Raw genomic sequence first — 19,056 nt, 5'->3', positions numbered from 1 at the left:
TACGTCCTCGGCGTCGAAAAAACCACGCCGACAGCGACGCCGCGCAAACGGCGGGAAGGCTCGCACGCCCGGCGGCCTCGTCGCCGGGGACGGCCCGTCGGAGTCGGAGTCGGTTCGAGTTACGGACGCGCGCCGTACCCCGCCAACCCGTCGAGGATCGGACCGAGGTCGTCGAGGGCGGCCGCGAGTTCCGCGACGCCGGGCTTTTCCGTCCGGTCGGGGTTCGCGCGGACGGTGACGCGCTGGTCGCCGAGCGGGACGAACCCCAGCCCGAGTTTCTCCGCGGTCGCGCGCAGGCCGAGTCCCGCGTCCGCCCTCCCCGCGGCGACCTGCCGCGCCGGGCTCTCGTGGGCCTTCACCGCGAGTTCGAACCCGTCGATCGACTCGACGAGTTCGCGGCGCGTCGCGCCCCGCCCTTCGGCGAGGTCGGCGACGGCGTCGCCGAGGCTCGTGCGCAGCCCGGAGTTCGTGTCGCGGTTGACGAACCGGACGTCGCGCTCTACGAGGTCGGCGAGTCCCTCGATCCCACCGGGATTGCCCGCCGGGACCACGAGACCCCACTCGCGGGTCCAGCCGCCGAGGTCGACGGCGTCGTTCTCGTCGGCGGAGGAAGCCTTCCGATCGACCGATTCCGCGACGACCGCCGCGTCGGGGACGCCGTTTCGGAGGCGTCGAAGCCCCTCGCGGCTCCCGAGCGGGAGGTACCGCGGTGCCGACAGGCGGTCGAGCAGGCGCGAGAGCGCGGGGTCGTCCTCCCCGACGCCGAGCAGCGACGGGACGCGCACGTCCGGCGAGAACAGTCGCACGTCGACGGCCTCGCCCGCCGCGAGGTAGTCGGTGTCGGGGTGCACCTCGACGATGCCGTCGGCCTCGACGAGGCTCGTCGTCGCGCCGCTCCCCTTGTCCACCGGGTAGACCAGCGTCTCGCCGTCCGCATCCTCGATTAGGCCGACGGGCATGAGCCGGAGCCGCCCCTCGCCGTACCGCTCGCGCACGGCCATCCGCCCCGACGCCGTCGCCGTCCGCGGCTCGGGGAGACCGGCGGCCCGGCGGACGGCCGGGGCGACGAACGTCCGGAAGATGGTGAGCGCCGAGACGGGGTAGCCGGGGAGGCCGACGTACGCGGACGAGTTCAGCCGTCCGACGAGCATCGGCTTGCCGGGCTTCACCGCGACGCCGTGGAGGAGGAGATCCCCCTGCGCTTCGACCACGCGGTAGATCACGTCCACCGCGCTCGCCGAGGTCGAGCCCGACGAGAGCACCAGATCGCACCCCTCGGCCGCCTCGACGAGGAGGCGTTCCATCTCGTCGTAGTCGTCGCCGGCGTGGGGGTACAACCGCGGCTCGCCGCCGGCCTCCTCGACGGCCGCGGCGACGGCGTAGCTGTTCACGTCGTAGATCTGCCCGGCGTCGCTGTCGAGCGTCCCGCCGGGGCGGACGAGCTCGTCGCCCGTGGAGATGATCCCCACGACGGGGCGACCGCGGACGGGAACCTCGTCGGCCCCGAGCGCCGAGAGCAGACCGATCTCGCGCGGCGTCAGCCGGGCTCCCGGGCCGAGCGCCCGCGCGCCGGCCGCGACGTCCGTTCCGGCGAGCATCACGCTGTCGCCGGGCGCGACCGCCTTTCTGATCTCGATCCGCCGCTCGACTTCCACCTCGTCGGTGTTCACCGACTCGTCGTCTCTCGCCTCGTCGGCGGATTCGCCGACTCGTCGTTCGTCGGTTCGCTCGACGATCACCACCGCGTCCGCCCCCGGCGGCATCACCGCCCCCGTCGAGATCTCGGCGCAGGTGCCGGGTTCGACCGTCACGTCGGGTTTCGCGCCGGCGTGGACCGCGCCGACGAGGTCGAGGACGACCGGATCCGCCTCGTCCGCGCCGAACGTGTCGCGCGCGCGGACGGCGTACCCGTCCATCGACGCGCGGTCGAAGCCCGGCACGTCGAGATCGGCGTCGATCCGCTCCGCGAGAACCCGCCCCCGCGCCTCCGAGAGGGGAACGCGCTCGGGGGCGGGTTCGAGGTCGAGCGAGGCGATGGCGGCGTGGGCCTCCTCCGGCTCGGCGAGGTCTCGGAACTCCTTGCGCGCGCTCATCCGGACCACTCCCAGTCCTCGACGGCGACGGTCGCGCCCTCCTCGAATCCCTCGCTGCGCTCGGGGACGACGACCCAGCCGTCCGCGAGCGCGACGCTGGAGAGCACGCCGGAGCCGCTGGCGCGCGTCGGCGTGGCGATCGGTCCGTCGTCGGTTCCGTCGAGCGCCACGCGGACGTAGGTTCGCGTCCCCGGCTCGCTCGCGACCTTCCGGGCGAGCGTCGCCTCGACCGTCGGGTGCGACGGCGCGGGGAGGTGGCCGACCCGCTTCAGGACGGGGCGGAGGAACTGCACGGCGTTCACGATGCAGGCGACGGGGTAGCCGGGGAGCATGAGCACCGGGGTCTCCTCGACGACGCCGAGCGCGACCGGGTGGCCGGGCTTGAGCGCGACGCCGTGGACGAGCACCTCGCCGAGTTCGGCGACGACCTCGGGGGTGTAGTCGCGCTCGCCGACCGACGAGCCGCCGGTCGTGACGACGACGTCCTTCGTCAGGTCGCGCTGGATCGCGGCGCGGATCGCGTCGGGGTCGTCGGGGACGACGTCGCGGTACGTCGCGACCGCGCCCCACCGCTCCGCGAGCGTCGACACGGTGAGCCCGTTCGTCTCGATGACCTCGCCGGGCTCGGGATCGCGCTGGACGAGTTCCTCGCCGGTCGGGATCACACCCACGGTGGGCGGGTCGTAAACGGCCGCCTCGCGGACGCCCACGGACTTCAGGAGGCCGAGGTCCGAGGGCCGGAGGCGGTGGCCCGGTTCGTAGAGCGTCGTCCCTTCGGCCACGTCCTCGCCCGCCTCGCCGACGTTCTCGCCCGCGGCGAGCGCGTCGTACACCTCGACCCCGTCGCCGACGGCGTCCGCGTGCTCGATCATCACGACGGCGTCCGCCCCCGGCGGGAGTTCGCTCCCCGTGTGGACGCGGACGGCCTCGCCGGGACCGACCTCGTCTTCCGCCTCGAGGAGGACCTCCGGCGAGCGGTCGCTCGCGCCGAAGGTGTCCTCGGCGCGGACGGCGTACCCGTCCATCGCGGCGCGGTCGTACCCCGGCACGGGGTTCGGGGCGACGACGGAGTCGGCGAGCGCCCGGCCGTCGGCGCGGGCGAGCGGGAGTCGTTGGATTCGCTCGTGCGGCGTGACCGCCCCGAGGAGGCGGTCGCGTGCGGCGTCGACGCGGGTTCGCTCCTTGAACCCGGCGCGCCGCAGGTCGTCGTGGCTCATGTCCCCACCTTTCGACCCCGAGGTAAAAGCGTCTGCCCCCGACGCAGGAGGCGACGGCGGGCCGGGAGAACGTCGACGAACGGTCTGCGCACTCCTCGACGAGCGTGCGGGGGCGACGGCGTTCCGGCTCGAAGACTTCGGGTTCGCCGCGACGAGCTGGAGCTTTGGGCACCCGCCTTCGATGTCCTGTCCGTCGCGGCGACGCACGTCGTCGGCGTCCTCGAAGACTACGACGGCGGCCACGTCTGGGAACTCGGCTTTCTCTACCATCGGGGAACGCGAATTCGAGACGCCCTCTGGTTGGTGAAGCGGATCTACGGGAGCGAAGCGGAGACGCGCGATCGGTACGACAACGGGATGGCCGCGTCGCACCTGGCCGCCCTGGAGGAAGCCGCCGGCGAGCGCGTCGTCCGGTGGGAAACCGCCGCCGAGTTGCCGGACGCGGTCGCGTCGGTTCCGTAGCGGCCGCAGCGAACCCCCGGGCGACGTCGGAACGGGACGCCGACCGAAGAACTACCACGACGCGACCGCGGGCTTTTTCGACCACCAATACATAGGTCCGCCCATGTCAGCACTGCGCGACGCGCTGCGCGAGCTTCCGGAGGCGGTCTTCGCGGACCTGCTGGAGAGCGACGACTCGTACCTCCTCGTCCTCGATCTGCCGGGCGTGACGGCCGAGACGGCTGACATCAGCGTCGAGAACGGCAAACTCGTCATCGAGGCCCGTCGCGAGAAGGCGCTCCCGTCGGCGTACCAGTACGTCCGCGAGGATCGATCGCTGTTCCTCGACGCCGACCTCCCGCTGCCGCCGGACGTCACCGGCACGGGGGCCGAGGCGAAGATGGAGCGCGGCGTCCTCGAGATCCGGCTCCCCAAGCGCGAAGCCTCCCCCGAGCGGACCATCCCCATCGAGGACGCGTAGGTCGGAGTCCCTCGGTGAACCTTCGCGCCTACTGGCGGTTCCTGGTGGTCTTCTACCAGTTCTCCCCGCTCATCCTCGCGTACGCGCGGGACCGCCACCGGTTCGTCCTCTTCGGCCCGTCCCGCACCGTCTCCCCGGAGGAGCGGGTCGAACGCGCGAGCGTGCTGCTCGACTCGCTCTTGACGCTCGGCCCGACGTTCATCAAGCTCGGCCAGCTTCTGTCGACCCGCCCGGACGTCCTTCCCCCCGAGTACATCGACGTGCTGTCGAGCCTGCAGGACGACGTCCCGCCCGCCGAGTGGGCGGAAGCGCGGGAGGTCCTCGAGTCGGAACTCGGCCCCGTCGAGGCGACGTTCGACGAGTTCGACACCGAGGCGATAAGCGGCGCGAGCCTCGGTCAGGTGTACCTCGCGACGCACGAGGGCGAGCGCGTCGCGGTGAAGGTCCGCCGCCCGAACATCGAATCGCTCGTCGAGGCCGACCTCCGCGTCATCCGGTGGTCGCTCCCGCTTCTCATGCGCTTTATCGGCGAGGGACGCGCGTTCTCGCTCGAAAACCTCGCCGACGAGTTCGCGAAGACCATCCGACAGGAGATGGACTACGGCCGCGAGGGGCGGATGCTGAAGGAGATCAGGGGAAACTTCGACGACAGCGATTCGATCCGCATCCCTCGCGTCATCGAGGAGTGCTCCGGGCCGCGCGTGCTGACGATGGAGTACGTTCCGGGCGCGAAGATCACGGACACGGAGCGGCTCGACGGGATGGGGATCGACCGTCACGACCTCGCCGAGAAGCTCCAGCGCATCTACCTCCAGATGATCATCGACGACGGGGTGTTCCACGCCGACCCGCACCCGGGGAACCTCGCGGTCGACGGCGACGGGACGATCATCTTCTACGACTTCGGGATGAGCGGCCGGGTCGACTCGTACGTCCAGGAGAAGATCGTCGACTTCTACGTCGCCGTCGCGAACCAGGACATCGACGGCATCCTCGACGCGCTCATCGAGATGGGGACGCTCTCGCCCGAGGCGGACCGGCGCGTGATGGGCGACGTGATGGAACTCGCCATCGCGGACGCGCGCGGCGAGGACATCGAGCAGTATCGCGTCCAGCAGATCATCCAGCAGGTCGAATCGACCATCTACGAGTTCCCGCTGCGGCTGCCGCGGAACCTCGCGCTCGTCCTGCGCGTGGCGACCGTCGTCGAGGGCGTCTGCGTCACGCTCGACCCCGACTTCGACTTCATCGCGGTCGCCACGAGCTACCTGACGGAACAGGGCTACCGCGAGGAGAGCGTCCAGCGCATCGTCGAGGGGGCGGGCGAGCAGGTCCAGCGGACGGCCAGGTCGCTCCTCACTGTGCCGCCGAAGCTGGATCGCGTGCTCGACCGCGCGGAGCGGGAGAGCCTGACGGTCAACGTCCGCGTCGAGGACAGAAACGGCGTGTTCGATCTGCTCGCAAAGCGCATCGTCTACGGCGTCCTGCTGGCCGTCGGCGTGCTCTCGGTGTCGATCCTCTACGCCTTCGGCGACAGCCTCGCCGCGGTTCTCGTCGCCCTCGCCTTGACGGCGCCGTTCGCGATCCTCCTGTACCGGTCGTTCACCGCCCGGAGCGGGATCCGAGCGTCCCCGCAGTTCACCCGCCAGAACCTCAGACAGCGCCGCGAGGAGTGAGGGGCGGACGGCGCTCACCGCCGGCGCGTTCGACGCTTCTCACCGCTAGATCGACGCCTCTCACCGTCGACGCAGTCGGCGCTCGATGCGCTCGCCGACCTCGACGCCGTTCCACAGCGCCGCGTGGACGCGCCCCTCGCCCGCGACCCAGTCGCCGGCGAAAAAGAGGCCGTCGTCCTCCCCCCGGCGGACGACCTCCGGGTCGACGCCGTCGTCCGGGAGCGCGTACCGCCAGCCCTGCTCGTCGACCCAGTCGGGATCGCGGAGGCGGTCGTCGCCGAGGAGGGCGGAGACGAGGGCGGCCGCGTCAGCCGCGGCCTCGTCGGTCGGATCGTCGAATCGGGTCTCGGACCACGCCGGGCTCATCTGGACGACGAGCAGGCACTCGCCGTCCGGCACGCGGTCCGGTTTGCACTCCTCGCGGGCGACCCAGCCGACGTCGTGCGTCCGGTCGGCGTTCACGAGCGCGTAGTACGGACGATCCAGCTCGAAGGGGTAGTGGAGGACGAGCGTCCGGATCGTCCGGAACGGGACGGCCCCGATCGCCTCCCGGAGCGCCGGGAGGTGCTGGTTCTGCCACTTCGACCGCGCGAGCAGCGCCGCCGTCTGCGGGGCCGGTGGCGTGAGGAGGAGCGCGTCGAACGGCCCGCGCTCGGTCCCGTCGGCCGCGACCGCCCACCAGCCGTCCGCCGCGCGCTCCAGCCCGTCGACCCGCGTCCCGCGCTCGACTGTCGCGTCGGTGCGGGCGAGGAGGCGCTCTCCGAGTTGGGCGATCCCCCCGGTCCACGTCCACTTGCGGTCGTCCGCGCGGTCGGGGTCGCCCGCCGAGATCGACCCCTCCCCGTCGAACGTCCAGACGGGGGCCGCCACGTCCGCGAGGCCGTCCTCGCCGAGCGACCTGAGCAGGTCGGCCGTCCGGTCGCCGCCCGTGACGTAGTTCGCGCCGTGGTCGTATCGGCAGCCGTTCCTGCGCCGAGTCGCCGCCCGCCCGGAGACGCCGCGGCTCTTTTCGAGGATCGTCACCGCCGCGTCGGCGTCCCGGAGCGCGTACGCCGCGCCGACGCCCGCCGCGCCCGCGCCGACGACGCCGACGGTGCGGGTCACGACCGCACCGCCTCCGTCCGATCGACGGCGCGAGTCGGGTCGGGCGCTTCGGTCGCGTCCATGGGTGAGAGCGGGACCGTTTCCGCCTAAGTTCTTCGCTCAGCGTCGGTCGGAACGACTTTTCACGATCGCGGTACATTCGTCGGTCGATGAACTACGACGCGGTGCTGTTCGACAACGACGGCGTGCTCGTCACGCTCGTCGAGTACGAGGTGTTGCGGGAGGCGGCCGGTGAGACGTTCGCCTCCCTCGGCGTGGATCCCGACCCGGCGCACGTCGACGAGATGGCGATCGGCGTCGCGCCCGACGCGCTCGCCGAGGTGTGCGACGCGTACGGACTCGACCCGGACGAGTTCTGGCCCGTCCGGGACGGAACCGCCTCGCGGGCGCAGCGGGCGGAGATCCGCGCCGGCCGGAAGGCGCTGTACGACGACTTCGACGCGGTCCGCTCGATCGACGCCCCGCTCGGCATCGTCAGTTCGAACCAGCAGGAGACGGTCGACTTCGTCCTCGACCACTTCGGGATCGGCGACCTGTTCGGGACCGCCTACGGGCGCGAGCCGACCGTCGAGAGCCTGCGGCGAAAGAAGCCGGCGGCGCACTACCTCGAACGGGCGCTCTCCGATCTCGACACGGAGACCGCCCTCTTCGTCGGCGACAGCGAGACGGACGTGCTCGCGGCGGAGAACGCGGGGATCGACTCGGCGTTCATCCGCCGGAGCCACCGCGCGGACCTGCGACTGGACGCCGAACCGACGTACGAGATCGACGGCCTCGACGAACTGCTCCGCGTCGACGGCGTCCGGTCGACCGTCGACGCGGCGGCGATCGAATCGGATCGGTCGCGACCCGGTGGGGGAGTCGAACCGGCGGGAGGCGACGCGTGACCGACCCGGGCGAACTCCCGCCCGTCGGCCTCGGGACGATGGGCCTCGACGCGCCCGACAGCGCGGCGAGCGTGACGCGGGCGCTCGAACTCGGCTACCGCCACGTCGACACCGCCCAGATCTACGGCAACGAGGCGCTCGTCGGCGACGCGATCGCCGCGTCGTCCGTCCCCCGCGAGGAGGTGTTCCTCGCGACGAAGGTGTGGGCCGATAAGCTCGCGTACGAGGACGTCCTCTCCAGCGCCGAGGGGAGCCTCGATCGCCTCGGCACCGAGTACGTCGATCTGCTGTACGTCCACCGGCCGATCGAAGCGTACGATCCCCCGGAGACGCTCGCCGCGTTCGACCGCCTCCGCGAGGCGGGGACGGTCCGCCACGTCGGCGCGAGCAACTTCTCGGTCGCCGAACTGGACGAGGCGCTCGACCTCCTCGACGCGCCGCTTTTCGCCCACCAGACGGAGTACCACCCGCTCTTTCGCCGACCGGAACTCGTCGACCACGCCGGACGGCACGACTATCACCTCGTCGCCTACTCGCCGCTCGCGGGCGGCAGGGTGTTCGACCTCCCTGAACTAACCGCCGTCGCGGAGAAACACGGGACGGACGAGGCGACCGTCAGCGTCGCGTGGCTGCTCGGGAAGGAGAACGTGGTCGTCATCCCGAAGGCGTCGAGCGGGGCGCACCTCCGGGCGAACCTCGCCGCGCGCGACCTCGAGCTAGACGCGGAGGACGTCGCGGCCATCGAGTCGATCGCCCGCGAGGAGGAGCTGTTTCCGGAGTGAGCGACGAGCGCCGCGACGGCGAGAGCGAAGAACGCGACGACGACGGCGGTCGAGCGGACGGCGACGGGCGCCTCGACCGCGACGGCGGCGACGGTCGAGAAAGGGGCGACGCCCGCGTCCGCGAGTACGACAAACTCGTCCGCGATCGCATCCCCGAGATCGTCCGCGAGAACGGCGAGGTCCCCGAGACGCACGTCGCGACCGGCGAGGAGTACCGCCGCAGGCTCCGCGAGAAGCTCGAGGAAGAGGCCGCGGAGTACCGAGAGAGCGGCGACCCGGCGGAGCTCGCAGACGTGCTTGCCGTGGTCGCGGCGATCTGCGAGGCCGAGGGGATCGACCGCGAGGCGCTGGCGGCGCGCCGCTGCGAGAAGGCCGACCGACGGGGCGCGTTCGACGAGGGAATCGTGCTGGAGCGGGTTCGGTCGGCGGACGGCGCGAGTTCCCCGGTCGACGAGCAAAGCCCCTAACCCCTCGCGGCACCAAGGGGGATATCATGAGCGAGAGCGAAGAACCCCCCGCGTCGGACGCGCCCGAAACCGAGGAGGAGTGGCGAGAGCGGCTGACGCCCGAGCAGTACCGGATCCTGCGCGAGCGCGGCACGGAGGCGCGCTTCAGCGGCGAACTGGTCGACCGGGACGAGGACGGCGTCTACCGCTGCGCCGGCTGCGGCGCGGTGCTCTTCGAATCGGAGACGAAGTACGACTCCGGGTGCGGCTGGCCGAGCTTCTACGCCGCGCGCGACGGGAGCGTCGAACGGCACGCGGACACCCGCCACGGGATGCGGCGCGTCGAGATCCGCTGTTCGAACTGCGACGGCCACCTCGGCCACGTGTTCGAGGACGGCCCGGAGCCGACCGGCGAGCGGTTCTGCATCAACTCCGTCGCGATGACGTTCGAGCCGTCCGAGTCGTCCGAGTGAGCGATCGGGAGCCGAGGACGGTCACTCCGACCCCCCGTCCTCCCGCGAAACGTCGCCGCCGACGAGTTCGTTGTCGCGCACGGTGACGTTCTCCGCCCCGGCGTCGACGCGGATCCGCCCGTCGACGAGCCGGTTTCCGATCACCGACACGTCGACCGACCCGCCGCCGACGTCGAGGACGCCGTCGGTGAGCAGGTTGCCCCGCACCTCGACGTTCTCGGAGGCGTCGGCGATCCGCACGTCGACGGCGACGAACGCGTTGTTCCGGACCGTCGTGTCGGTCGCACCGGACAGTTCGACGCCGGTGATCCCCTGCACGTCCGCCGCGCGCTTGATCTCGTTCTCTCGGATCTCGGTTCCGCCCGAGCCGTCGGCGCGGATCGCGACGCCACCCATCTCGACGATGCGCAGGTCGTTCCCGACGATCTCGTTGTCGTCGCTCGATTCGTCCAACCGGACGCCCGCGTTGCTCTCCGCCAGCGTGTTGTTCCGGATCACGTTGTCGCTCGACGCCGAGAGCGCGACGCCGCCGGCGTTGCCGGCGATCGACGTGAAGTCGTTGTCCGAGACGGTGTTGTCGACGAGGCGGTTGCCGTCCGACGAGCGGAGGACGACGGCGTCGCCCTCGCGCGCGTCGGCGACGGCGACGGCCTTGATCCGCGAGTCGTCCGTGTCGGAGAACGCGACGCCGGTGGCGGAAGAACGCACCTCGACGTTCCGGAGTTCGCCGCCGCTCGCGTTCTCGTAGGCGACGCCGGTCTCCCAGTCGGTCGCGGTCAGGTTCGAGACGGTGACGTTCTCGACCGACTCGTCGCCGCCGACGGCGACGCCGACGCCCTCGCGCGGGTCGGACGGATCGTCGGCGCGCTCGTCGAACGCCGCGTCGACTTCGTGGCCGCCGCCGTCGACGTGGACCTCGTCGGCGGTGATCGTGAGACACGAACCGGCCGAGGCGTTCGTCAGGTTTCGCGCGAGGACGTACCGCCCCGGCTCGTCGATCACGGTGCACGTCCCGACCGCCGTCGGTTCCACGTGGCCGTCGCCGGGCGGCGGCGTCGCGGACGCCTCCGAATCGGGCGTCTCAGAGGCTTCCGAATCCGTTCGGGCCTCCGACCCCGCCGTTCCGTTCGCCTCGCCGGACGTCGCCGGCTCGGTCGCCGCCGTTCCCTCCCCGGTGTCCGCGGTCGCGGCCCCGCTCGACGCGTCGGACGTCGGGGCCTCCCCGTCGGAATCCCCCGAACCGGACAGGGAGAAGAGTCCCGTCTGTGCCCCCAGTACGCCGGTGGCGATCACCGAAACGAGTACGAGCGCCGACAGGAGGATCGCCGATGTTCGTTTCATGTTCGAGTACGTCAATCATTGGTCGGTGAACGTTCATGAGTATGGACATACTAAACGGAATTAAATACCGGATTAACAACCGTATAATCCCAGACGGCGCGGTGAGTCGCGGCTCGGCGATCAGGTGGCGACGAGGCCGCTCCTCAGGCCAACCACCAGCGAATGTCGTTGATTCGAAGCTTCAGGCGCACGGGGAGGTCCCGGACCGTCTGACAGAACGGGAATAGCTCTTCGTCCATGTCGTACGCGCGGTACACCTCGTCGCGGTCGGGCCAGGCGGGTTGGAACGCTTCCACGAGCGGAAGCTTCCGGCGGAGAAACCGCTCGATCTGGTTCATCCTGATCGACGAGTGCGGCTGGCTCGGCGGCCGATGGCGAAAGATGTGCGGGTCGATCCGCTTCAACGCCCTCCAGAACGTCTCGTCGTGGCGGTACGCCGGCGGCGCCCGAAGGTGCCAGTCGAGCAGTTCCGCGTCGGCGGCGATGAACGACTCGAAGTAGTTGTCGGCGATGTGCGTTCGGAACGGCAACACGGGCTGGTTCTTGATGACGAGCAGGTCCATCGCGTTGTGCACCGAATCGGTGCGCTCCCAACACGTCTCCAGCTCCGCGCGAAACCGCTCTCGCAGGAACTCGTCGGGCGAGTCGAGCGCGATGTCGCCGAAGTAATCGCTGGCGGCGTCGGCGAGGCGCAGGCTGGCCTCCGGATAGTACCCCAGCGTGCCGAGCAGCGAGTCGATCGGATCCGGGTCGGGGTGGAGCCGCGTCGACGGGAGCTTCGAGCCGAAGGCGCTCACCCCGTCGCGTTCGAGGAAGTACCCCTTCAGCAGCGTGTCGAACAGCGCTCCGTGGTACATCGTGTCCACGTCGAACGCGTCGTTGTAACCCGCGTGGTGGATGTGGAGCGACTCCTTGATACCCTGCGTGTAGCGCAGCTTCTCGGCCGTGGGCTGTAGATACCGATCGTCGGGGACCAACACGGTGTGCGCCGCGCCGTACTGGCGTGCGACCTTCCGCGCCGATCGAACCTCGCGGGCGTCCGGGTCGCCGATGGTGTAACACTGTTCGATGCCGGGAAGCTGCGAGAGGAGGATCCGCGAATCCTTCCCGCCCGAGAGCAGCAGCCCCTTTCTGCCGGGGAGGTCGGCTCGGCGTCGGATGGCCCGCCGGAGTCGCTCCGCGAGCTCGCCGACGTAGTCGAACGTCGCCGGCTCGTAGACGAATCGGCGAAACGATCCGGTTTCCCGCGCGGTCAGGTACCCGTCGAAGGGAACGCGGTCGATCCGCTCGAAGACGGTGTGATCCCCCAGGACGGTCCCGACGTGCAGGAATTCGAGCAGCGCCTCCCGGCGGACTCGCGAGCGGTCGACGCGGCTCACGAGCGCCGAGAGGTCGGTACTGAAGGCCCGGACGCCGCCGAGATCGGCGTAGAAACACTCCCACGATCGGATCGGGTCGGTGGCGACGAACGCCTCGCCGCCGTGTTCGAGTACGACGAGGTACGAGCCGTTCAGTTCGGCGAGCGCCTCGCGTCCGACCGCCTCGTACCGATCGAGGAGCCAACGGGCGGCGTTGGGGTCGCCGTCGGCTGGAAACGCGTCGCCGAAGAGGAGACAGGACCCGCGGTCGTTCGAATAGCGAGCCGTCCGACCGGAGGCGCCGAGACCGGCGTCCCGGACGCCGACCGCGACGCCTTCGCCTTCGAGGACGGCGTCGAACGCCCGCTCCGATCGGAACCGCGAGAGCGCCTCGCGGTCGCCGAACACGCCGAACACCTCCTTTTTCATACCCGTTGGCGGCGACTGTGATCGCCCGGCTCCCGCTTCGAGTGTGCTACTCATGGACGCTCCCCCGACGAATCTCGGCGATCGACCGAGACCTCCGCTGTAGCGGCGCTCGACCGCCGTGCGGAATAAGCGTTGTGGCGGGCGGGCGCTCTCCGCGCGCGTCGACGCGCCCTCGATGGGCCGGCCGCGCGGGCCCAGTCGGACCCGTGCGGCGGATCGCGGCGGCAGAACCGACGGCTGGTATCGGACCTCGACGGATCGAGGTCGAAGCGTTGCGTGGAGGGGACACTCTGCGGAGCGGCGGACGGAGAGCCCGCGTTTGCGTACGGAACTCCGGATACACCGGATCGATACGCACGACCATTACGAGAAAACGAACATTCGTGGCCACTTATCTATGGGCATCCTAACGGGAGGCCGGGTCGGGGTAGCCGGGGGATACTGCGGGGAAGGCTCCGGTTGCGATCGGGAAGTGCCAGTGTGGTTTTTAGTCCCCCGTTCGTATCCGCACTCGATGGCGCTCGAGCCGTACGTAGTCGGGCTGACAGTTTCCGGGATCGCGGTGCTCGGCGTGACGCTCCTGCCGCGGCTCGTGTCGGGTCGCCCCATCTCGCTCCCGATCTTCTACGTCGGCCTCGGCGTCGTGGTGTTTTCGCTGCCGCTGGGGCTGCCGTCGCCGGACCCGCTCGAACACGGGACGGTCGCGGAGAAGCTCACCGAACTCGGCGTCATCCTGGCGCTGATGAGCGCCGGTCTGAAGCTCGACCGCGTCCCGGGGGTCGCGTCGTGGACGTCGACCTGGCGACTGCTGGCGGTCACGATGCCGATTTCGATACTGGGGGCCGCCCTCCTGGGTTGGGGCGTCGCGGGGTTCGTCGTCCCGGCTGCGGCGCTCCTCGGCGCGGTCATCGCTCCGACGGATCCGGTGCTCGCGTCCGAAGTGCAGGTCGAAGAGCCGGGCGAGGGGGAGGAGGGGATCGCCATCGACGAAAAGGAGGGGAAGGCGGACGAGGTCCGGTTCGCGCTCACCTCGGAGGCGGGACTGAACGACAGCCTCGCGTTCCCGTTTACGTACCTCGCGATCTCGATGGTCGCCCTCGGCGTCGCGCCCGAAAACTGGCTCGAGACGTGGCTGACCGAGTACGTCCTCTACAAGATCGGCGTCGGGCTCGTCGGCGGCGTCGCCGCCGGCGTGCTCCTCGCCCGTCTCATCTTTCAGCTCTCCGCGGAGACGAAGCTGGCGCAGTCCGTCCGGGGACTGGAGGCGCTCGGCGGGACGCTCTTCGCCTACGGCGCGACGGAGATCGCGGGTGGGTACGGCTTCCTCGCGGTGTTCGTCGCCGCGCTGTGGATACGGAACTACGAGAAGAGACACGAGTACAACGCGACGCTCCACGACGTCGCGGAGAAGGGAGAACAGCTTTTGATGACGCTCATCATGGTGCTCTTCGGCGGCGCGATCGCGACGGGGCTTTTCGATCCGCTGACGGTCCGAGACGCCGCCGTCGCGGCGACCATCGTCTTCGTGGTCAGACCGGCCGCCGGCCTCGTCGGGCTGATCGGGTTCGCCCGGGCGTGGACCGAGAAGGCGGTCATCTCGTTTTTCGGCATCCGAGGGATCGGCTCGTTCTACTACCTCTCGTACGGCGTCAACCAGGCGGCGTTTCCGGCCGCCGACCGGATCTGGGCGCTCGTCGGCTGCGTCGTGCTCGTCTCGGTCGTCGTCCACGGCGTGGCCGCCACGCCGGCGGTGGACACGGTCAAAGAACGCGTTCCGGGCGCGTGAGCGGAGATCGCCCGTCCCGCCCGTCGCCGCGCGGCGCGGCGACGGCGTCCTCACGAAGCCGCCGCTGCCGCGTGGTATCAGTGAGCGCGATCGGCCAGCGGACATAAATATCGAACGGCCGTCTGCATCCGTATGCCGTCGCCGAGTCAGTCGCTCGTGTCGCCCGACGAACAGTTTCGCCGTGTACCGCGTCCGGGATCCCGGCGTTCCGGTCGGACGGGGGCCGCCTGATGTCGGTCCCGATCGACTTCGGCGGGGCGGAGCGGATCGACGGCCCGACGACGATCTCACAGCCCGGCGAGTACGTACTCGCCACGGATCTGACGGGGAGCCCCGGGACGAATCTCTCGGAGAGTTGCATCAGGATCGAATCGAGCGACGTCGTCCTCGACGGGCGAGGACGGATGGTCGGCGGGGGCGGCATCAGCGGGACGAAGGGCGTCACCGTCGCTTCGTCGTCGACGCTCACGAACGTGACGGTGAAGAACCTGACCGTGTTCCGGTGGAACCGTGGGATCTACCTGAAGAACGTCACGGACGCGACGATCAGAAACGTCACGGCGCGGGAGAACGCCCACGGAATCTACCTCGAAAACGCGGTCGACAACGCCATCGTCGGCAACACGCTCTCGAACAACCTCGTCGGCGTCGGCCCGGCCGCCACGGCCAACCGGCTGTCGAACAACACGCTCGATTCGAATCACGTCGCGTCGATCGACGACGAACCCTTCCCCTCGGATCTGTTCTGAGCGGTCGGTCGCGGCGCACGGAACGCGGACGGGGTCGCCGTTCAACCCCGGAACGCCTTCTCCGCTTCCTCGGCGAATTCGGGCCACTCGCGGCGCTCCTCGGCGTCGAACGAGTCGTCCCCCGACATCGCCTTCAGCGACCTGGCGTCGTCCAGGCTCCAGACAGAACCGTCCTCGTGGAACACGCCGCTTATCACGCCGAGTTTCCGTTGGGCGGGGACGTACGCCGGTTTGACCATCAGCGACCAGAAGTAGTTTCCGACGCCCGACTGGTGGACGATCGGTGCGACAGACGAGTAGTTCGGCTGCCACTCGTCACCCTCGATCGCGGAGGCGAACCCGCGACCGGAGCGGATGCGCTGCCACTCGGTCAGGTACACCGGCTGTGACGACGCCCGTTCGATGGAGACGGCCTGCCCGAGCAGGTCGCGGTACTGATCGTGCGTCGACGGGAAGTTGTAGTGGAACTGGACGACGTCGGAGCCCCAGTCCATGTAATCGACGTTGTTCGCGAGACTCGTCGAGCCGACGGTGAGCGGGACGTCGCCGCGGTGGTTGCCCATGACGCCGAACATCGCCTCGGTGAACCGTTTTTTGTTCTCCCACCACCCGGGTTCGTTCATCGCTTCGATCGCCAACATTCGGTCGTCGTCGCGGTAGCGGTCCATGAACCACTTGACGAAGTGTCTCGGCCCGTCCCACTTCGAGGGGTTGTTCAGCACCTCGTCGCCCGGCGAGTAGACGCCGGTGGCGGTCCGGGGGTCGGTGTCGGTGAGGTTCTCGCGCGTCGGCTTTCGACCGACGCCCTCGAAGAGCCCGATGATCGGCCGAATACCGTAGTCGTCGGCCGTTTCGAGGAAGTGATCCAGCGCCCCCTCGTGGTCCTCCTCGTCCTCCTCCCAGAGTTCGAAGCTCAGCCACGTCCGGAGGGAGTTCAGCTCGAGATTGCTCGCGTAGCCCAGGTCGCGCTCGATCACGTCGGGGTCGTAGTCGCCCCACATCTGGTAGGTGTTGTACGCCCGCGACGGGATGTACATCGCGCCCCGAACGTCGACCGGGTCCAGTTCCGACTGGTCGATCTCGACGTCGTCGTCCGATTCTGGCGTCTCCTTCGGCGCGGAGCCGGTCTCGTTTTCGGTCGGCGTCCGCTGCTGTCCGGAGGGGTTTACGGGCGCGCTACAGCCGGAGAGTCCCGCGACGCCGACCGCGGCGCCGCCGGCGAGGAGTTGCCGGCGCGTATACCGTTGCATGCTGATAATTACGTGGGTGTACCTCTTAACGTATTTTCTTCTCGTTTCTACGTGAAAATTCGTCGGAAAAACCGGTTCGGACGTCCGTCAACCGGCTATCGTCCGTCGAAACCGTCGCTCGGACGGCCGATGGAAAACCCGAACTCCGGGGAGGGCGTACCGAGCGCACAGCATGCCTTCGCGACAGTACCCGCCCCCGGTCGAGCCCGGAGGAACCGTCGCGGTGATCTCCCCCTCTCACGCCCCGCCGGACGCCGGGCTAGCCCGGGGCCTCGCCCGCCTCGCCTCGTTCGACGTGACGGTCGATCGGTATCCGACCGCGCGGCGCGACACCGAGTGGCTCAGACGGCACCCCGAGGCGAGGGCGGCGGACGTTCGCCGCGCGTTCGAGGACGACGGGATCGACGCCGTCGTCGCGGCGATGGGCGGGAACGCGTGCCACGAACTGCTGTCACACCTCGACGAGGGCGTCTTCCGGCGAAATCCGAAGCGGTTTCTCGCCGGCAGCGACAACACCCACCTCCACCTGCTCGCGAACGCCGCGGGAGTGGTCTCGTTCTACGGCGGACAGGCGTTCCCCGACCTGGCGGCCGACGCGGAGCCGCACCCGTAAACGCGCCGGTTCGTCGAACGGGCACTCCGGGCCACGCCCTTCGGTCGCATCGAACCGGCGGACGAGTGGACGGACGAGTACTTCGACCTCGAAACCGGGGATCCGCGGGCGTGGTTCCCCGCGAACGGGTGGCGGTGGCACAATCCCTCTGTCGGGCGGATCCGCGCGCCGACCGTGGGCGGGTGCTTCGAGATGCTCGAAACCCAGTTGATGCTGGGCTCGCCGTACCTCGCGACGGACGCGCTCTCGGGTCACGCGCTCGTGGTGGAGACGTCCGGCGAGACCCCCTGCGCGGCGGAAGTCGAGCGGTTCTTCTCGGTTCTCGGCGAGCGGGGGGCGCTCCGCGAAATCGAGGCGGTGCTCGTCGGGAAGCCTGAGACGCCGGGCGAGACGCCGGCGGAGCGCGAGCGGTACCGCGACCGGCAGCGACGGGCGATCGCGGAGACCGTGGACGGGTACGCGGACGAGCTGCCCGTCGTGTTCGACCTCGACGTCGGCCACACCGCGCCGGTGCTCCCGCTGCCGCTCGGCGCGGACGCGGTGATCGACACCGACGAGCGGACGATCGACTTCCCGGCGCTTCGGGGCCGAACGGCCGACGGAAGTCGCGACCGAACGGACGACGGGCGTCGAGATTGAACGAGCGACGGAGGCCGAACATTCGGCGGCGGTCCGCGGACGTGCTCAGTCGTCGTTCGCTGCCGGGGCGGGCGGCTCCGATCCCAGCGACGGGAGCGCGTAGAGCGCGACGGCGGCGACGGCGCAGACGACGACGGAGACGGCGAACGTCCACGTCAACCCCTCCAGGAGCACCGGGAGCAACGCCTCGCCGGCGCGTCCGCCCCCGAGGAGCCGTTCGCGCAGGTCGCCGAGGTTCGAGACGCCGGGAACCCGATCGAGGCGCTCGCGCATCGCGAGCGTCATCACGAACCCGAGAAGCGAGACGCCGATCGTCCCGCCGAGGTTCCGGAAGAACTGCTGGGAGGCCGTCGCGCCCATCCGCGCCGCGCCGAAGTGGTTCTGGATCATCGTGAGGAGGGGGATCGTCACCGCGCCCATGCCGACGCCCGTGACGAACATCGTCGCCACGACGACGGCGCTCGGCGTGTCGGCCGTCCAGAGGGCCGCGGCGACGAAGCTCGCGGTCATGACGAGCGAGCCGTCGGTCGGTCACGGCGGGAGGAGGGGGGCGAACGGCTAATACGTTCGTCTCCCGGACGCGGACGAAAAACGAGCGACGCGCGGACTCAGGCTCCGCGCGCCTTCGCCATGCCGGCGGTCGCATCCCTGTCGGCGCTGCGGCCGCCCATGGCGACGAACGTCATCGCGAGCCCGGTCATGAGCAGGTTCACGCCGAAGAGGAGCCCGACCGCCCAGGCCGCGTCGGCGGGGAAGCCGATCCAGATGAGCCCGGCGAGGGCGAGCGAGGTGACGCCGCTCAGGAGCATCCACCCCCAGTTCGCCTCGGGGCGAAGCCGGAACCCCTCGTAGATCTCGATGAGGCCGTCGGCGAGGAAGAACGCCGCGAGGAGGATCGTCAGCGTGAACAGTCCCACCACCGGGTTGGCGATCAGCGCGATCCCGACGCCGACGTAGACGACGGCGAGGATCACCTGAACGGTCGCGCCCTTCCAGCCGCGCCCCGAGAAGGCGTGCGCGAAGTGGACGACGCCCCCCACGACGAGGGCCGCGCCGAGCAGCACCGACAGGGCGATCCCGGTCACGAACGGGAAGGCGATGGCGAGCAGGCCGAGGAGCCCGATGAGGATCCCCGCGCCCAGCAGGTACCGCCAGCTTTCGCGCGCGCTGTTTTCGACGCTCATCTCGACCGCGTTGCTCTCCGTGGTTTCACTCATGTGGTTCACCGACCACAGTACGTCGAGAGCGGAGATAAACGGCGTTCACGGTTTTTCTGACTGACACGACGGCT

Annotated in this window: 19 protein-coding genes; 11 read left to right on the top strand and 8 right to left on the bottom strand. The window is 70.0% G+C overall.

What is annotated here, in order from left to right; genetic code table 11:
- Positions 1–119: 119 nt before the first annotated feature.
- Both C3L37_RS02865 and C3L37_RS02860 read right to left on the bottom strand, forming a co-directional pair.
- Entirely contained in the window at positions 120–2,093 is a 1,974-nt protein-coding gene (locus tag C3L37_RS02865) for a molybdopterin biosynthesis protein (protein WP_129113101.1), read from the bottom strand.
- Positions 2,090–3,310 carry a molybdopterin molybdotransferase MoeA gene (locus C3L37_RS02860; protein ID WP_129113100.1) on the bottom strand — a complete coding sequence of 407 codons (1,221 nt, stop codon included), beginning with the start codon at positions 3,308–3,310 and terminating at the stop codon, positions 2,090–2,092. The genes C3L37_RS02865 and C3L37_RS02860 overlap by 4 nt, the downstream gene beginning before the upstream one ends.
- On the opposite strand from C3L37_RS02860, the gene C3L37_RS02855 reads away from it, so the two are divergent.
- From C3L37_RS02855 to C3L37_RS02845, 3 genes are all read left to right on the top strand, one after another.
- Positions 3,302–3,772, top strand: coding sequence for a hypothetical protein (locus C3L37_RS02855; RefSeq protein ID WP_228546088.1), 471 nt, complete (start codon positions 3,302–3,304; stop codon positions 3,770–3,772). The genes C3L37_RS02860 and C3L37_RS02855 overlap by 9 nt on opposite strands.
- A 103-nt stretch (positions 3,773–3,875) precedes the next feature.
- Positions 3,876–4,232 carry an Hsp20/alpha crystallin family protein gene (locus C3L37_RS02850; RefSeq protein ID WP_129113099.1) on the top strand — a complete coding sequence of 119 codons (357 nt, stop codon included), beginning with the start codon at positions 3,876–3,878 and terminating at the stop codon, positions 4,230–4,232.
- Positions 4,233–4,246: 14 nt separating this feature from the next.
- Positions 4,247–5,908 carry an ABC1 kinase family protein gene (locus C3L37_RS02845; protein WP_129113098.1) on the top strand — a complete coding sequence of 554 codons (1,662 nt, stop codon included), beginning with the start codon at positions 4,247–4,249 and terminating at the stop codon, positions 5,906–5,908.
- A 60-nt stretch (positions 5,909–5,968) separates the two neighbouring features.
- Here C3L37_RS02845 and C3L37_RS02840 read toward each other — a convergent pair whose 3' ends face one another.
- Positions 5,969–7,012, bottom strand: coding sequence for an NAD(P)/FAD-dependent oxidoreductase (locus C3L37_RS02840; protein ID WP_129113097.1), 1,044 nt, complete (start codon positions 7,010–7,012; stop codon positions 5,969–5,971).
- 149 nt (positions 7,013–7,161) lie between these two features.
- Here C3L37_RS02840 and C3L37_RS02835 point away from each other — a divergent pair, with 149 nt between their 5' ends.
- Genes C3L37_RS02835 through msrB form a run of 4 tightly spaced genes read left to right on the top strand, consistent with a single transcriptional unit; the run spans position 7,162 to position 9,600 of the window.
- The gene (locus C3L37_RS02835; protein ID WP_129113096.1) at positions 7,162–7,899 is read left to right on the top strand and encodes an HAD family hydrolase; all 738 of its coding nucleotides are present in this window, start codon (positions 7,162–7,164) and stop codon (positions 7,897–7,899) included.
- Entirely contained in the window at positions 7,896–8,681 is a 786-nt protein-coding gene (locus C3L37_RS02830; protein ID WP_129113095.1) for an aldo/keto reductase, read from the top strand. Before C3L37_RS02835 ends, C3L37_RS02830 begins: the two co-directional genes overlap by 4 nt.
- Complete coding sequence (locus C3L37_RS02825; RefSeq protein WP_323740446.1) at positions 8,678–9,148, top strand: nucleoside triphosphate pyrophosphohydrolase; 471 nt, start codon at positions 8,678–8,680, stop codon at positions 9,146–9,148. The genes C3L37_RS02830 and C3L37_RS02825 overlap by 4 nt, the downstream gene beginning before the upstream one ends.
- A gap of 26 nt (positions 9,149–9,174) precedes the next feature.
- Positions 9,175–9,600: a peptide-methionine (R)-S-oxide reductase MsrB gene (gene msrB / locus C3L37_RS02820; protein WP_129113094.1), complete on the top strand. Its 426-nt coding sequence runs from the start codon at positions 9,175–9,177 to the stop codon at positions 9,598–9,600.
- Positions 9,601–9,621: 21 nt separating this feature from the next.
- Here the strand turns inward: msrB and C3L37_RS02815 are convergent, their stop codons facing one another.
- Together C3L37_RS02815 and C3L37_RS02810 are read right to left on the bottom strand one after the other, a co-directional pair.
- Complete coding sequence (locus C3L37_RS02815; RefSeq protein ID WP_129113093.1) at positions 9,622–10,941, bottom strand: right-handed parallel beta-helix repeat-containing protein; 1,320 nt, start codon at positions 10,939–10,941, stop codon at positions 9,622–9,624.
- Between the two features lie 143 nt (positions 10,942–11,084).
- Positions 11,085–12,782: an asparagine synthase-related protein gene (locus C3L37_RS02810; RefSeq protein ID WP_129113092.1), complete on the bottom strand. Its 1,698-nt coding sequence runs from the start codon at positions 12,780–12,782 to the stop codon at positions 11,085–11,087.
- Between the two features lie 460 nt (positions 12,783–13,242).
- Here C3L37_RS02810 and C3L37_RS02805 point away from each other — a divergent pair, with 460 nt between their 5' ends.
- Both C3L37_RS02805 and C3L37_RS02800 read left to right on the top strand, forming a co-directional pair.
- Positions 13,243–14,514: a cation:proton antiporter gene (locus C3L37_RS02805; protein WP_129113091.1), complete on the top strand. Its 1,272-nt coding sequence runs from the start codon at positions 13,243–13,245 to the stop codon at positions 14,512–14,514.
- A gap of 230 nt (positions 14,515–14,744) precedes the next feature.
- Positions 14,745–15,263: a NosD domain-containing protein gene (locus tag C3L37_RS02800; RefSeq protein ID WP_129113090.1), complete on the top strand. Its 519-nt coding sequence runs from the start codon at positions 14,745–14,747 to the stop codon at positions 15,261–15,263.
- A 41-nt stretch (positions 15,264–15,304) separates the two neighbouring features.
- On the opposite strand, the gene C3L37_RS02795 is transcribed toward C3L37_RS02800, so the two are convergent.
- The gene (locus C3L37_RS02795; RefSeq protein ID WP_228546087.1) at positions 15,305–16,513 is read right to left on the bottom strand and encodes a glycoside hydrolase family 5 protein; all 1,209 of its coding nucleotides are present in this window, start codon (positions 16,511–16,513) and stop codon (positions 15,305–15,307) included.
- Positions 16,514–16,685: 172 nt separating this feature from the next.
- Between C3L37_RS02795 and C3L37_RS24700 the strand changes: the two genes are divergently transcribed.
- Complete coding sequence (locus tag C3L37_RS24700) at positions 16,686–17,126, top strand: LD-carboxypeptidase (protein WP_228546086.1); 441 nt, start codon at positions 16,686–16,688, stop codon at positions 17,124–17,126.
- 174 nt (positions 17,127–17,300) lie between these two features.
- A complete protein-coding gene (locus tag C3L37_RS24695) occupies positions 17,301–17,765 on the top strand; it encodes a hypothetical protein (protein ID WP_228546085.1) in 465 nt (154 codons plus the stop codon).
- Positions 17,766–17,810: 45 nt separating this feature from the next.
- On the opposite strand, the gene C3L37_RS02785 is transcribed toward C3L37_RS24695, so the two are convergent.
- Positions 17,811–18,275, bottom strand: coding sequence for a hypothetical protein (locus C3L37_RS02785; protein ID WP_129113089.1), 465 nt, complete (start codon positions 18,273–18,275; stop codon positions 17,811–17,813).
- A gap of 98 nt (positions 18,276–18,373) precedes the next feature.
- The gene (locus C3L37_RS02780; protein ID WP_129113088.1) at positions 18,374–18,982 is read right to left on the bottom strand and encodes an HdeD family acid-resistance protein; all 609 of its coding nucleotides are present in this window, start codon (positions 18,980–18,982) and stop codon (positions 18,374–18,376) included.
- Between the last annotated feature and the right edge of the window lie 74 nt (positions 18,983–19,056).

The organism is Halegenticoccus tardaugens (genome assembly GCF_004116405.1).
GTDB classification, from domain to species: Archaea; Halobacteriota; Halobacteria; order Halobacteriales; family Haloferacaceae; genus Halegenticoccus; species Halegenticoccus tardaugens.
This window is presented reverse-complemented; position numbering and strand designations above follow the sequence as displayed.

Excerpts from the sequence above, each read along its gene's own strand:
- C3L37_RS02865 (WP_129113101.1), bottom strand. The coding sequence starts at position 2,093 with ATGAGCGCGCGCAAGGAGTTCCGAGACCTCGCCGAGCCGGAGGAGGCC.
- C3L37_RS02860 (WP_129113100.1), bottom strand. The coding sequence starts at position 3,310 with ATGAGCCACGACGACCTGCGGCGCGCCGGGTTCAAGGAGCGAACCCGC.
- C3L37_RS02850 (WP_129113099.1), top strand. The coding sequence starts at position 3,876 with ATGTCAGCACTGCGCGACGCGCTGCGCGAGCTTCCGGAGGCGGTCTTC.
- C3L37_RS02835 (WP_129113096.1), top strand. The coding sequence starts at position 7,162 with ATGAACTACGACGCGGTGCTGTTCGACAACGACGGCGTGCTCGTCACG.
- msrB (WP_129113094.1), top strand. The coding sequence starts at position 9,175 with ATGAGCGAGAGCGAAGAACCCCCCGCGTCGGACGCGCCCGAAACCGAG.
- C3L37_RS02815 (WP_129113093.1), bottom strand. The coding sequence starts at position 10,941 with ATGAAACGAACATCGGCGATCCTCCTGTCGGCGCTCGTACTCGTTTCG.
- C3L37_RS02810 (WP_129113092.1), bottom strand. The coding sequence starts at position 12,782 with ATGAGTAGCACACTCGAAGCGGGAGCCGGGCGATCACAGTCGCCGCCA.
- C3L37_RS02805 (WP_129113091.1), top strand. The coding sequence starts at position 13,243 with ATGGCGCTCGAGCCGTACGTAGTCGGGCTGACAGTTTCCGGGATCGCG.
- C3L37_RS02800 (WP_129113090.1), top strand. The coding sequence starts at position 14,745 with ATGTCGGTCCCGATCGACTTCGGCGGGGCGGAGCGGATCGACGGCCCG.
- C3L37_RS02795 (WP_228546087.1), bottom strand. The coding sequence starts at position 16,513 with ATGCAACGGTATACGCGCCGGCAACTCCTCGCCGGCGGCGCCGCGGTC.
- C3L37_RS24700 (WP_228546086.1), top strand. The coding sequence starts at position 16,686 with ATGCCTTCGCGACAGTACCCGCCCCCGGTCGAGCCCGGAGGAACCGTC.
- C3L37_RS02785 (WP_129113089.1), bottom strand. The coding sequence starts at position 18,275 with ATGACCGCGAGCTTCGTCGCCGCGGCCCTCTGGACGGCCGACACGCCG.
- C3L37_RS02780 (WP_129113088.1), bottom strand. The coding sequence starts at position 18,982 with ATGAGTGAAACCACGGAGAGCAACGCGGTCGAGATGAGCGTCGAAAAC.